This window comes from Hydrotalea flava, from assembly GCF_001623405.1.
GTDB lineage: Bacteria > Bacteroidota > Bacteroidia > Chitinophagales > Chitinophagaceae > Hydrotalea > Hydrotalea flava.
On the sequence record NZ_LUHG01000080.1, the window covers coordinates 19,278 to 32,591 of the forward strand.

General features: G+C 35.6%; 14 protein-coding genes, 1 tRNA gene and 1 pseudogene. 9 read left to right on the plus strand and 7 right to left on the minus strand.

What is annotated here, in order from left to right; translation table 11 throughout:
* The first annotated feature begins 30 nt into the window (after window positions 1-30).
* From A0F92_RS08885 to A0F92_RS08920, 9 genes are all read left to right on the plus strand, one after another.
* Window positions 31-669 carry a polysaccharide deacetylase family protein gene (locus tag A0F92_RS08885; RefSeq protein WP_068244490.1) on the plus strand — a complete coding sequence of 213 codons (639 nt, stop codon included), beginning with the start codon at window positions 31-33 and terminating at the stop codon, window positions 667-669.
* A 159-nt stretch (window positions 670-828) separates the two neighbouring features.
* Window positions 829-1,596, plus strand: coding sequence for a TatD family hydrolase (locus A0F92_RS08890; RefSeq protein WP_068244661.1), 768 nt, complete (start codon window positions 829-831; stop codon window positions 1,594-1,596).
* Between the two features lie 138 nt (window positions 1,597-1,734).
* Window positions 1,735-1,821, plus strand: a tRNA-Ser gene (locus tag A0F92_RS08895).
* A gap of 67 nt (window positions 1,822-1,888) precedes the next feature.
* Window positions 1,889-2,221: a hypothetical protein gene (locus tag A0F92_RS15580; protein WP_167516957.1), complete on the plus strand. Its 333-nt coding sequence runs from the start codon at window positions 1,889-1,891 to the stop codon at window positions 2,219-2,221.
* A gap of 143 nt (window positions 2,222-2,364) precedes the next feature.
* Window positions 2,365-3,300, plus strand: a complete 936-nt coding sequence (locus A0F92_RS08900) for an IS1380 family transposase (RefSeq protein WP_167516958.1) — start codon at window positions 2,365-2,367, stop codon at window positions 3,298-3,300.
* Window positions 3,301-3,480: 180 nt separating this feature from the next.
* Window positions 3,481-6,288: a carboxypeptidase-like regulatory domain-containing protein gene (locus tag A0F92_RS08905; protein WP_167516959.1), complete on the plus strand. Its 2,808-nt coding sequence runs from the start codon at window positions 3,481-3,483 to the stop codon at window positions 6,286-6,288.
* Window positions 6,289-6,321: 33 nt separating this feature from the next.
* Window positions 6,322-7,731 carry a hypothetical protein gene (locus A0F92_RS08910; protein WP_068244496.1) on the plus strand — a complete coding sequence of 470 codons (1,410 nt, stop codon included), beginning with the start codon at window positions 6,322-6,324 and terminating at the stop codon, window positions 7,729-7,731.
* A 73-nt stretch (window positions 7,732-7,804) separates the two neighbouring features.
* Window positions 7,805-8,362: a hypothetical protein gene (locus A0F92_RS08915; RefSeq protein ID WP_167516960.1), complete on the plus strand. Its 558-nt coding sequence runs from the start codon at window positions 7,805-7,807 to the stop codon at window positions 8,360-8,362.
* A gap of 103 nt (window positions 8,363-8,465) precedes the next feature.
* On the plus strand, window positions 8,466-8,702 hold the full coding sequence (locus A0F92_RS08920; RefSeq protein WP_167516961.1) for a hypothetical protein: 237 nt from the start codon (window positions 8,466-8,468) through the stop codon (window positions 8,700-8,702).
* On the opposite strand, the pseudogene A0F92_RS08925 reads toward A0F92_RS08920, so the two are convergent.
* From A0F92_RS08925 to A0F92_RS08950, 7 genes and pseudogenes are all read right to left on the minus strand, one after another.
* A pseudogene (locus tag A0F92_RS08925) lies at window positions 8,649-9,118 on the minus strand (DUF6734 family protein). The gene A0F92_RS08920 and the pseudogene A0F92_RS08925 overlap by 54 nt on opposite strands.
* Before the next feature lie 3 nt (window positions 9,119-9,121).
* Window positions 9,122-10,288, minus strand: coding sequence for a TlpA disulfide reductase family protein (locus tag A0F92_RS08930; protein WP_068244509.1), 1,167 nt, complete (start codon window positions 10,286-10,288; stop codon window positions 9,122-9,124).
* A gap of 91 nt (window positions 10,289-10,379) precedes the next feature.
* Window positions 10,380-10,595, minus strand: coding sequence for a hypothetical protein (locus A0F92_RS15585; RefSeq protein ID WP_167516962.1), 216 nt, complete (start codon window positions 10,593-10,595; stop codon window positions 10,380-10,382).
* 115 nt (window positions 10,596-10,710) lie between these two features.
* Window positions 10,711-11,742, minus strand: a complete 1,032-nt coding sequence (locus A0F92_RS08935) for a TlpA disulfide reductase family protein (RefSeq protein ID WP_068244512.1) — start codon at window positions 11,740-11,742, stop codon at window positions 10,711-10,713.
* Between the two features lie 67 nt (window positions 11,743-11,809).
* Complete coding sequence (locus A0F92_RS08940) at window positions 11,810-11,998, minus strand: hypothetical protein (RefSeq protein ID WP_068244515.1); 189 nt, start codon at window positions 11,996-11,998, stop codon at window positions 11,810-11,812.
* A gap of 200 nt (window positions 11,999-12,198) precedes the next feature.
* Window positions 12,199-12,951, minus strand: a complete 753-nt coding sequence (locus A0F92_RS08945) for a TlpA family protein disulfide reductase (RefSeq protein ID WP_167516963.1) — start codon at window positions 12,949-12,951, stop codon at window positions 12,199-12,201.
* Between the two features lie 82 nt (window positions 12,952-13,033).
* Window positions 13,034-13,243 (minus strand): hypothetical protein, encoded by a 210-nt coding sequence (locus A0F92_RS08950; protein WP_068244521.1) that lies wholly within the window; start codon window positions 13,241-13,243, stop codon window positions 13,034-13,036.
* Between the last annotated feature and the right edge of the window lie 71 nt (window positions 13,244-13,314).

Below are 13,314 nucleotides of genomic sequence, written 5' to 3' on the forward strand. Positions count from 1 at the left end.
CATAAATGTATTTAGAAATATCTTTGTACCATGTATTTTGTAAAAACACCGTGGTGGTTATGTAAATTGTATCCGGCATTAACCTGGCGTATTCCGGTAAAGGAAAAAACTTTATTTCTAACTTTTGATGATGGCCCGGAAATAACAGCAACACCTTTTGTATTAGATGTTTTGAAACAATACCATGCAAAAGCTACTTTCTTTTGTTTGGGAAAAAATGTTGCGGAACATATCAATATTTATGAACGCATACTTACGGAAGGACATGCCGTTGGTAACCATACCTACCGGCATTTAAACGGATGGAAAACCAATAATGAGGTATATTTCAACGATGTTTTTGAAGCAGCTAAATATATTGATTCCGGTTTATTTCGACCACCTTATGGGCGAATTACCCGTTTTCAGGCAAGTATATTGCAAAAAGCTGCTTCATCAAATATGCAACGTACATTTAAAGTCATAATGTGGGATGTGTTGAGTGGCGATTTTGATACAACTATTTCATCGGTTGAATGTTTGACCAATGTGGTTACTTATACAAAGCCAGGCTCTATCATTGTATTTCATGATAGCGTAAAGGCATTTAATCATTTACAATTTGTATTGCCAAAAGTATTGGCCTATTTTTCCGAGAATGGATTTCAGTTTAAAACCATTCCTAATTGAATAGAGAAAAGAATGGCCAGAGTATATACTCCGGCCCTGTTTATTCCGTACCCTATGAAAACAAAATTTAATTTGTTCTATTTAAATTTTTTACTGACTGACAACTGCAACACTTAAACGTTGTTGGTTGGTTTTTATTGTGAAGCAAAATATTTTTTTATGCTATTGATTGATACGCATACGCATTTATATGTGGAAGAATTTAATGCAGATAGAGATGCTGTGGTGCATCGTGCCATTGATGCAGGTATTACAAAAATGTTTTTACCCGCCATTGATGTTGGTACTTACACGGCTATGATGGATATGGAAAAAAAATATCCCGAAAATTGTATTTCGATGATGGGACTGCATCCTTGTTCAGTAGATGAAACCGTTAATGATGCATTGCAAATAGTAGAAGAATGGCTGAACAAAAGGCCTTTTGTAGCAGTTGGCGAAATTGGGCTTGATTTTTATTGGGATAAAACATTCATGCAACAACAATATCAGGCATTTGATTTGCAAATGCAATGGGCGCTCGAAAAAAAATTACCCATCGTAATTCATACCCGCAATGCCATGCAGGAAACCATCAATCGCGTAAAGCCATTTGCACAGAAAGGGTTAACCGGGATTTTTCATTGTTTCAGTGGTAGTTATGAAAGTGCCAAACAAATAATTGATATGGATTTTATGTTGGGTATTGGTGGGGTGCTCACTTATAAAAATGCGGGTTTACCTGCTGCAATAAAAAAAATACCGGTTGAACACATGGTTTTGGAAACGGATGCCCCTTACTTAACCCCGGTTCCTTTCCGTGGCAAAAGAAATGAAAGTAGTTATTTACAATATATAGCAACATATTTGGCTACCATTAAAAGCCTTACTTTAGAAGATTTAGCCACTATCACAACAGCGAATGCTGAAAAAATATTTCATGTGTAACAAGGAACAACTATTTTTGCCGCCCGGTAAATGGATTCAATTTGGTATTTTTAATACCGGCTGAGCCACTCCGGTTGTGCTGTTGTTGCGTCGCAATCCGTTCATCTGCAACAAGCACAGCAGCAAATGGCATTATACAGAGGGGTGTCCGAGTGGTTGAAGGAGCACGCCTGGAAAGTGTGTATACGGGAAACCGTATCGAGGGTTCGAATCCCTTCCCCTCTGCTATTTTCTTCTTCCACGGGTTTTAAAATTTTCTTCATCCCAAAAAAGTCATTTGATAAAATTTCTAATGGCGACCATTAGAAAAGATGTGAATAAAAAGCTTACTGGTATTGAGTTTACATTTTATAAAAGCATTAAAATTGGAGTAAGAAAATCTTATAAAAAAATGGACATTAAAATTGCTTTTACTGATAAAGAAATTACTCCGTGGTCTGGAACCCTGCTATTAAAAAAAATGCTTGACAGGATGAATATAGATGATCAGCTTGATAAATTACCTTTTCCCCTGCAGGGTTCTAACCGGGGTTATCCTCCTAATCAACTGATCAAGCAATCAGTGTTTGGGGTGGCGCCAATAAATTTGAGCATTGCGAAGTTACGCGCCACGATGAAGTGTTGAGGCAATGCTGGGGGTTTAAGCAAATGGCTGGCTGCAAATCATTTCAACGATTTTTTAATAAGCACACTACTTCCATCAATCATGATATTTTCACTCCCTTGTACCAATGGTTTTTTGGCAATCTGCAATAGGATAATTACACTGTGGATATAGACTCATCCATCTTTACCCGCTATGGCAATCAGCAAGGCAGTAAGCGAGGCTATAATCCACAAAAGCCAGGAAGAAACAGCCATCATCCGCTGTTGGCATTTATTGAAGAAACCCGGATGGTAGCCAATTTCTGGTTACGCAGCGGCAATGCCTATACGAGCAATAACTTCCAGGGGTTTTTATCAGATACCATTGAAAAACTAAATGGGAAAAACATTGGGCTCTTGAGGGCCGATAGTGGTTTTTACGGCAAAGAAGTTTTTGATTACCTGGAAGAAAATGAACTGGTAAGCAGCTATATTATTGCTGCCCGGCAATACAAACCTATCCAACAAAAGGTAGCCGGCCACACCCATTGGATAAAAGTAAGTAAGGGAATTGAGGTTGGCGAAACTACCTATCAGAGCCCGTTGTGGGATAAGCCACGACGCCTGGTAATGGTTCGTCAGTTAATCGCAGAACGTCCTAATGCCACCGGTAAATCATTAAAATTATTTGAACAGGAAGGTATTTATAACAATTACAGATATAGTTGTTTTATTACCAATCTTGCATTGCCACCCCTGCAGGTTTGGAACTTATACAAACAAAGGGCTAATTGTGAAAACAGGATTAAAGAATTGAAATACGATTTTGGTGCAGATAATTTTAATCTGAAAAACTTTGATGCTACTGAGGCCGCACTCAATTGGGTGATGATGGCCTATAACTTTATAAGTCTGTTCAGGCAGGTGGTATTGAATACAAAAGTGGAACAACGAATGAAGACCTTACGTTATAAAGTATTTGCCATTGGTGGTTACGTGATAAAAAATGGAAACCACAGAATCCTCAAACTATCACTTGCTATGAAACGAAGGGAATGGTTCTCCGGACTATGGTATTCCAATAAAACTTTTGAATTTCCTGTATTATTAAAAACCTAATGACTTTTTTGGGTTCATTAATTTTAGGTTAAATTAGAGCCTGATTGCGCTTTTACTCAATTATTTATTGTGTTTCTTATTATTAAATAATGATTAAAAAAAATTAATAATTGCTTAATACAAAAATTGCTTCTCCGGTAATTAGTGCTTATACTTTTGCGCCAAACAAAGCCATTGTTTGTGAAGAAAATTATTTTATTACTTGTTAGCGGTATCTTTTGTATAACACTATATGCACAAACCATTACTATACAGGGTAAAGTAAGCGGTAGCAAAAATGAGCCATTGGCCGGTGCTACTATCACTATTTCCGGGGATGCATCTATGGTTATTAAAACCAATATAGATGGTGTATTTTCTTTTAAAGCTGCACCCGGAAAAAAATATACCCTGCAAATTAGCTATGTGGGTTATCAGATTAAAATTATTGCCGATATAATAGCCGAGAACAATGCAGAACCGTTATCTATTCATTTAACTGATGCCAGTAACAATTTAGGCGATGTTACGGTAAAAGTTGCTTCCAGAACACAGGCCAAAGCCGAAACCATTAATAGTGCTATTCAATACCAAAAAAATACGGCAGTAGTAGCACAGGTGCTCTCAGCAGAAGCCATTAAACGTACACCTGATCGTAATACCGGCGAAGTATTGAAACGTATTCCTGGCCTGTCGGTTATTGACGGCCGTTATTTGGTGGTTCGTGGGTTGGCCGATCGGTACAATCAAGCTATGTTGAATGGTATTTTGCTGAGTAGTACAGAACCAGATCGTAAAATTTTTGCTTTCGATATTTTTCCATCTAACATCATTGATAACATCATCATTAATAAAACTTTTTTACCGGAGTATTCCGGTGAATGGGCAGGTGGCCTGGTGCAAATAACCACCAACGATGTGCCGCTGAAAAAATTTATGGAAGTACAGATAGGAACCGGCTTTAATACCCAAACCATTGGTCATGATTTTTATCAATACAAAGGCGGTAAGCTCGACTTTTTAGGATTTGACGATGGTACGCGGGCATTGCCTGCAGATTTGCCTACTAAATCTGCTTTTAATAATTTAACACCTGATCAAAAAACAGCTTATGGTAAGCAATTTGAAAATATCTGGACTTTTAATCCGCGCAATAATACCCTACAATTAATGTCTAAAAGTATTAGAATAGCCGGCGGATTTAATACAGCAATGGGTAACCGTAATAAGCTGGGTGGTGTATTTGCATTGAATTATAATTTATCGCCTCGCCGAACTTTTTTTGAAAACAGAATTTTTTCATTTTCCAATAATCAGGCAAGTATAAACTTCGATTACAGCAATAATAAATATGCCAACGATGTATTATGGGGTGCATTGGGCTCCTTAACCCTGCAATTGGGTAATTATCATAAAATATCATGGAAGAATATATTTAATGTGAATACCAGCAACTACAGTACCGCGAGAACAGGAAAAGATTTTGAAACCAATTCAACCATTGGCGATAATATTCGCGCAACTGAATTAGCTTTTAAAGCCAATACTTATTTTAATACCAACTTGTCGGGCGAACATTTTATTCGTTCCTTGCAAATAAAATTCGATTGGTTTGGCAGCTTTGCCATCTTAGATCAATACATTCCCGATCAACGGCGGGTACAATACAATCAGGATGATCCATTGGTTCCCTCTTCGCCTTATTCACTTTTGATTAGCGCATCTAAAACATCGCAACGCAGTGGCAGTAGATTTTATGGTTTTTTGAATGATTATATTTACACCACAGGTGCTAATATTACCAAATCAGTTCGTTGGAATAACCAATTACAAAATATAAAAGCCGGTTATTTCTTTCAGGTAAAAGATCGTTTGTTTGATTCACGCCCATTTGCCATTTATTTACCTGTCGATAATCCTGCGTTGCGTTTAGAACCACCTTCTGTTGTGTTTAGCCCGCAAAATTTTGGTAATGGCACCGATAATAAATTTGCTTTTAATGAAATATATGACATTCGCTACAGGTATTTAGCCAACTCTATTCTAAATGCAGGTTTTTTACAAATAGATAACCAGTTATTGCAAAATAAGTTACGGATAATTTGGGGTGCCAGAGTAGAAAATTTTGATCAGTTATTAGGAAGTGTACGCAAAACCGATCCCCGTTACTTACACACCGAAAAATTAGACATATTACCCGGCATTAATGCAACTTACAAATTAAATAATGCGGTTAATCTCCGTTTAGCCGGTTCGCAAACGGTTATACGGCCTGAGTTTAGAGAGTTAGCCTCTTTTTCATTTTATGATTTTGATTTAGGCGCTACTATCACCGGTAATCCTAACTTGCCACGAACCGAAATAACCAATATTGATTTGCGTTATGAGTTTTATCCCAAAGCAGGCGAGTTATTGAATGTAGGTGTGTTTTATAAATATTTCCAAAACCCCAGTGAGTTGTATTTTAATAACACAGGTGCAGGTAGCTCCGGTACATTCAATTATATTTCGCCGGATAATGCCCAAAGTGTAGGGGCAGAAATTGAATTTAGAAAGCGCCTGGATTTTACCACTGCTCTTAAAAACTTTACCGTTCAGGGTAACTTGTCTTACATCTACAATCGCATACCTAGCTTAGACAGGCCAATGCAGGGGCAAAGCCCGTATTTGTTGAATATTGGTTTGCAATATGATGTACCTGCATTGGGATTAAATACAACATTGTTATACAATCAAATTGGCCGCCGTATTTATTATGTGGGTGGTAGCGATAATCCGCCGGTATGGGAAGCGCCAAGACCATTATTAGATATGCAGGTAGCCAAAAAAGTTTTAAAAAACAGAGCAGAAATTAAATTAAATATTTCCGACATCATTAATCAGGAAGCAAAGTTTTATCATGATTTGAATGATAATAAAAAATATGATTCGGGTACCGATGCGTTGGCCATCAGAAGAAAATATGGAACCAATGTTTCACTTTCATTTTCTTATTCTATTCTTAAATAAAACAATCATTTCTAAACCAAATTAACATTAAGTATGAAGCAAACTATTTTATTCATGGTTACGGCACTGTTGGTGATAACCGGATGCCGTAAAATTGAGATGGATGGCGGTACAACCTCCAATCCAACACCCACACCAACACCGGGTGTGGAAAATACCATATTAGAAGGAAGAATTAAAGTAAACACCACTTTAAAAGCCAATTATACCTATAAATTGCGTGGATTGGTATATGTTACGGAAGGCGCTATTTTAACCATTGAGCCGGGTACCAAAATTGTGGGAGAATTGAATAAAGCAGGTGGTTTGGTTATTACACGTGGCTCTAAAATTATTGCAGATGGAACGGCAGATAAGCCCATTGTGTTTACCTCCGAATCGCCCAACCCACAACGTGGTGACTGGTCAGGCGTTGTATTATTGGGGCAGGCACCTACCAATGCTTCATTTAACGGACAAGCCGGTGTTGGTGAAATTGAAGGAGGTATTAACAACGCAGATGGCTTAGGATTGTACGGTTTAGGCACTAGTTCTAATCCTGCTGATAACAGCGGCATTTTACGCTATGTTCGAATTGAATATGCCGGTTATGCTTTTTTACCTGATAAAGAAATTAATGGGTTAACATTTGGTGGTGTGGGTAGTGGAACAGTAGTTGATTATGTACAAGTATCTTATGCAAATGATGACTCCTTTGAATGGTTTGGTGGTACCGTTAACTGTAAACATCTCATTTCTTTCAGAACATTAGATGATGATTTTGATACAGATAACGGTTTTCAGGGTAAAGTACAGTTTGGTATTGCTTTGCGCGATAGTGCTGTTGCCGATATTTCAAAAAGTGAAGCTTTTGAAAGCGATAATGACGCCAATGGTAGTACGTTATTACCACAAACAAATGCTGTATTTAGTAATATGACTGTTTTAGGTCCCAAAGCACAATTAAATAACAAGGGTAATAGCTTGTTTTTATGCGGTGCACAAATAAGAAGAAATTCCAGCATCAGCATCATGAACTCTATTATTGCCGGATGGCCGCAGGGTTTATTGATAGATGCCAGTAAGGGTACACCTACCGATTTAAATATAACTGCTGCTAATCCCAGCCTGTATGTGCAAAATACTATCATTTCAGGTTGTACAACACCGGTTAAATATGCTCCTTCAACTACAGCCCCAACCGGAGCAACAGATGCCACTATTTTAAGTTGGTACAATACGGCTGCCAATGGCAATGCTATTTTAGACAATAATAGTGCTGTGGCCTTGGGTGATCCTTTTAATTACAGCAATCCCGATTTTAACCCAACTGCTGCTTCTCCGGCTAAATCTGGTGCTTCATTTGTTAATCCTAAATTAAACGGATGGTTTACTTCTGTAGCCTATATAGGCGCATGTGCTGCCGGCGATACCTGGTGGAAAAACTGGACCAAATTCAATTAGTGAACAATAAATACTACAACAGCCTTGTTTTATACAGGGCTGTTTGTGTTTGTAAAATATGGAAACATTGAACATGAAACGCATAACCATTTTGTCGTGTATACTATTATTACTAAGCTGTGGCGAAAATGAAATCACCAAAGTAAAACAAGCAGATGTTGTGTTAATGCCGGTGCATTTAATGGATAGCATTCAGCATTTTTTTGGCAATGAAAACTGGCGGGTAGTAAATGGGAAAGATACATTTTATCATTATTTCAGCCGCCAAAACGATTTGTTGTTGAATGTATATCAATTTAAAATGAATAAAGGCGATTCGGTTCATTCTTCATTACAAACCATTTACTGCACACCTAAAGGAATTTTTTGGCAGCAAGCAGCCGATACATTTCAATTGCGCAGTGCTACACAGCATACCATGAGTTGGGTGCATGGAACAAATACACTTAATTTTACATTGTTGCAACCTGCTATGCTGCAGCAGCAGTATCAAAATACTGTATCTATTATGCAACCTACCATTAATCTGACCGATTTTTTAATACGAAGCCGGTACGATTTTTTACATGGTACACACTATGCGAGTGATACCGCAAAATTTAAACGCGGTGTCAGTAAGCAACTAAAATAGAAATTTTGCTTTCAAAAAATGAGTAACTATTTGCAATGCCGGTTTCTCTACACTATATTGCCGTTTTGAAAAATTAACTATGGCATTGATAAAAATATGTTGCTTGTTACTATTCACCATTAGCAGCGTTTATGCGCAACAAAATGGCCTTCGTTTTTCATTGAATGAATCGGATAGCCATTATTTTCAATTTACTTTTTTAAACCAAACCTGGCTTCGGTATAACCAAAACAATCCGGGAACTTTGGTAGAAGGAGAGGTACGGAAAAATACTTTTGATATAGGACTACGTAGAACCCGTATTCAGATGTTTGGGGAAATAGCTGAAATTTTTTATTAAATCTTTTTGAGTAGATGTATAATATTCAGTTGCTTTCTCTTCATTTTGTGCTATTAAACTTTTCTTTAGAAATGTATTGCTGAAAGGCTTAAAAATAAACACATCTCCATCTATGTGTAAAAATGGTTCCTTTTGTAATGAATAGGTATATATTTTTGGTAATGCAAATAAATCATGATGGTGAAGAATAAAATTATCATGGGATGTATAAATTTTTTATAGGGTAGTTGCAATATTTCATTAAAAAACTTTGCTGAACCAGTGTTGGCATAAAGTGCTATATCATCATAATATTTATGCAATTGTAAACAGCTTAATGTCCAGCTAATTACATTATAAAAGGGTAAATTCCATCCCATCGCTGTTTTTGTTATATTTTTGAAAGCATCTACATAAAAGGTTTGTATCAATTTCATTGATCAATTTTTTATATTTATCCAATTACTTAGTTCTTTTTCCAGTGCCGTTATTTTATCTTCTTCCGGCTTATTGATTGAATTCCAAATAATTATTCCTTTATCATTAATCAGTAGTAGGCTTGGAATGGGCATGTTGGGGTTAATGTAACTGGTTTTAATGGCGGTATTGCATACAACATTTTTCCAGTTCTCCAAATTCCATTTTATCACAGCGTTGTACCAAGCAAGCAAATCTTTATCTATAGAAATGGTTACAATTTCCAACCCTTTTGCATGGTATTTGTTATACAGTTGTTTTAAATAAGGTATTTCTTCAATGCACGGAATACACCAACTTGCCCAAAAACTGATGATAATGTATTTACCGATTAAACTATGGAGTTGAAAATTTTCCTGATTTAATCCCTTAGCTGTAAAATCAGGTGCGGGTATATTTACCATACTTTTTTGAAGTGCTTCTGCCACTAATTGGCCTACTCTGCTTTGTTGAATACGATCTGTTAATTGATAAAATAGACTGACGGCTTCAGTAGTAGCAATTTGTTGATTTATGATTAAACTGTATAACTCTGTTGCACTGATGTAGGAATCATTCATTTTTTCTATCCATTGAATGCTTGCCAGCTTTAATGCATTATGATAACTTTCAATGCTATCTAGTAAGTTGTGTAGCTGCTGATTCAGTTGAATTTTTAATGTATTATTTGTTTCTGCATTGTATAATTTCAAGATTGCTTCATATTTTTTTACTGACGGATGATTCATGAAAATCGCAGTTTTTTTTTCATTCCATTCATGTAATTCTTTGGCAATATTGCTACCTGTTAATTGGTAATCCTTAAAATTACTATTATTCAATTCTATTGTTTGCTTTCCCTTATCTATGTAAATATCTACATAATTATTGTTGATATGTGGACCTATTAAGTGACAAAAAGTGGGTTGATTCACCATCCCGGTAAAGTAAAATTCTCCGTTTTTGAGCAGGCAGGTATCTTGTTTCCATTGATTATGTATGGTTGGATATTGCAATACAATATTTCCTGTATCTCTACCAATTATTTTGCCATATAAAAAGAAAGTATCTATAAAAAAATTATGCTTTTGTGATTTACAATCTATTAGAAATTCAAACAAGAACACTAGTATTAATACTAATTTGTACATATTTAAAATATAAAAACATTATTCATTATATTATATATTCAATCATATAAAATATAATGAATAATATTTACGTTATAAATTAATATTTATTTTACCTTACACAAATCTTGTCTCCTCCTGGTACATTTGGGTTAGATGCATTTCCTGCAGGAGTACAAGTCGTACAAGTATCCGTACATAAACTTGGGTTATTTCCACAATAAATATTGCAAGAATTCCCAAAACCTGATCCTGCCTTAATTTGTTTCATGGCTGCCTTGCTCAATTGCTGCTGCAAATCAGTAAGGCTTAATTTTCTTTTTGTCATTTTTTTACATTTAAAAGTGATTGAATGTTTGCCGGGAGCTTAAAGCCTCACCCGGTGTTGGCTTATCCGGTCAGCTACTTGTACTTCGTAGCAGGCGTTCCACCGGATGTTTCTTTTAGGGAACGTTACTAAAAGAAGATTTATGTTCGGTCATTTTTTCTGCTAAAAAATTATTTAAAGCTTCCGGTGTAATATCTTTCTGAATAATTACATGATGACTATCTAAAAGAAAATTCCTAGGATAGGTATTAATTGATAATTTAAGAGCTTGAAACCCGTTGGTATCTAATAATTGTTGCCAGGGTAGTTGATACTTGCCTATCATTTTTATCCAGTTTCCTATGTCCTTTGTATTGTCCACTGAAATTCCAATCATATTAAAATTAATATTTTTATATTTATGATATATTTGTATGAATTGCGGAAACTGTTCAATACAAGGATTACAATGGCTGAACCAAAAATCAATGAGCGTAAATTGGTTTATTTTTTTCTGATTAAAAAGTTGTGTAGGATTTTTCCACATGTCTAATAAGGTTAAATTAGGAAAAATATGGTTCAGACTTAAAACGGCTGCAGCTTTTAATTTTTCACCTAAACGGATACCTGTATAACTCATTTTCACGGCATCAGATAAATACGAGTATGCAGTATCTAAATTGGGATTGTAATTGAAAGAAAGCATTCTTGCAAGTTGCCACATAGCCATATAAGATGCAGGATGTTTTTTGATATATACCTGAATGGTTTCACTTGTGTAATGTTGTTGCTTAAATTGGATCAATTCCTGCATCGTTGCATTATTCATAGCGGGAATTTCACGTATTGAATCAACATTGCATATGATGGTTTGTGTGCCGGCATCAATATAGAACAGGTCTGAAACATACTCCTTATTTCCCAGAAATAAAAGGCGGAATGATAATGGGTATGATAAGACACCACTGAATGAAAATTGGCCATTTTTTACCTTGCCTGTCGTTAAATATTGAATAGGAAGATAATTAGAACTGTCGCCGGTTAATATTAACCGAACGGAACCGGTATCACTATTTATGTAACCATTCAATATGAAGGGCAGTACAACGTTTTGTGCATGTAAAATGCCAACAGTAATAATTCCTAAACAACAAATTAATTTTTTCATATTGTGCAGTTAAAGCATTCAGTATGTTTGAATACCTATTCTATGCATTTGAGAAATATGAATGATATCAATAGTTTTTATCACAAACATTACTGCCATTGGTGTCACATTTGCAATAGGGGGCATTGCAATTACTATTGCAAGTAGCCGGACATTTGTCATTGAATCCGACTGCATTCCCTGCCTTAATTTGTTTCATTTCTGCCCTGCTCAAATGCTGCTGCAAATCGGCAAGGCTTAATTTTCTTTTTTTCATTTTTTTTCATTTTTTTTCATTTTTAAAGTGATTGAATATTTGCCGGGAGCTTAAAGCCTCACCCGGTGTTGGCTTATTCGGTCAGCTACTTGTATTGAGTAGCAGGCGTTCCACCGGATATTTTCTTTTAGGGAACCTTACTAAAAAAATACTATTGATAAAATTTCATTCAACATATATGCATATACATTTTTAATAGTTTACAATTTTTTGAGTGCTGTTTTCATTTCATTTAAATTGGAATATACATTGATGATATGGCCGGTGCTATCTACTATTAACTGCGTAGGAAAACCCATGATTTGTAAGGTATCCATTAAATATTTTTCTTTATTTGGGATGATGGTATATTTAAATGGATGATCCGCTAAGAATGCTTTAATGCTATCTGCACGATCAAATGCCATACCTAAAAAAGCAATATCCGGTCTATTCTTGTATGCATCTACCAATGCATTCAATTGAGGAAATTCAGCCACACAAGTTTTACAATGAATAAACCAACAATTAATGACATATTTTTTTTGTGGTGTTATATGATTATTAATTACTTCATTGCTTATTGTTTTGAAATTGAAGTTGGGTAGGGGCATACCGCGCATAGAATCGTAATGCCCCTCAGCAATGGCCTTATTGCGAATAACATTTCCAACTTCTGCATTATGGGCAATAGCTAATTGATATTGAATGGTACTGTCTTTGCTTTGTAATCTCACCGGAATATATTCCCCAGTTGTTAATTGTTTTAAAAATTCTTTTTTAGTGATTACACTGTCATGCTCATTATAAGCTATACAATCTGCCGACCAATTCATGTAATCACGATCATAATACAACCAGCTCATGATATTTTTTTCAATATCCGGGGCATTTACATAAGGCATATTTTTTTCATTAGATGACGTACATCCGAAAAAAAATAAAATTAAAATAAATATTAATAAGTATTTCATAGTCTTAATCTTTAAATGATAGATATGAAGGAATTATTTAATTCCTTCATATCAAAATAATGTAATCATCTAATTACATTATTTAGCATTCAACTGCTGTGGCTCCCGATACACAATCCGGACGCGCAGCTGGTTGACAAATACTACAGTTTGTAGTGCCTGACCAGCAACACATATAACCTTGTGTGCCTGATAAACCCTGATTTAATCCACCCCCAGCCATAATTTGTTTCATTTCTGTCCTGCTCAATTGCTGCTGCAAATCGGCAAGTCTTAATTTTTTCGTTGTCATTTTTTTACATTTAAAAGTGATTGAATGTTTGCCGGGAGCTTTAAGCCTTACCCGGTGTTGGCTTATCCGGT

Bases quoted from the DNA above. Each gene is read 5' to 3' on its own strand.
- A0F92_RS08945 (WP_167516963.1), bottom strand. From the start codon at position 12,951: ATGAAATACTTATTAATATTTATTTTAATTTTATTTTTTTTCGGATGT.
- A0F92_RS15585 (WP_167516962.1), bottom strand. From the start codon at position 10,595: ATGACAAAAAGAAAATTAAGCCTTACTGATTTGCAGCAGCAATTGAGC.
- A0F92_RS08935 (WP_068244512.1), bottom strand. From the start codon at position 11,742: ATGAAAAAATTAATTTGTTGTTTAGGAATTATTACTGTTGGCATTTTA.
- A0F92_RS08950 (WP_068244521.1), bottom strand. From the start codon at position 13,243: ATGACAACGAAAAAATTAAGACTTGCCGATTTGCAGCAGCAATTGAGC.
- A0F92_RS08915 (WP_167516960.1), top strand. From the start codon at position 7,805: ATGAAACGCATAACCATTTTGTCGTGTATACTATTATTACTAAGCTGT.
- A0F92_RS08890 (WP_068244661.1), top strand. From the start codon at position 829: ATGCTATTGATTGATACGCATACGCATTTATATGTGGAAGAATTTAAT.
- A0F92_RS08910 (WP_068244496.1), top strand. From the start codon at position 6,322: ATGAAGCAAACTATTTTATTCATGGTTACGGCACTGTTGGTGATAACC.
- A0F92_RS08885 (WP_068244490.1), top strand. From the start codon at position 31: ATGTATTTTGTAAAAACACCGTGGTGGTTATGTAAATTGTATCCGGCA.
- A0F92_RS08930 (WP_068244509.1), bottom strand. From the start codon at position 10,288: ATGTACAAATTAGTATTAATACTAGTGTTCTTGTTTGAATTTCTAATA.
- A0F92_RS15580 (WP_167516957.1), top strand. From the start codon at position 1,889: ATGGCGACCATTAGAAAAGATGTGAATAAAAAGCTTACTGGTATTGAG.
- A0F92_RS08940 (WP_068244515.1), bottom strand. From the start codon at position 11,998: ATGAAAAAAAGAAAATTAAGCCTTGCCGATTTGCAGCAGCATTTGAGC.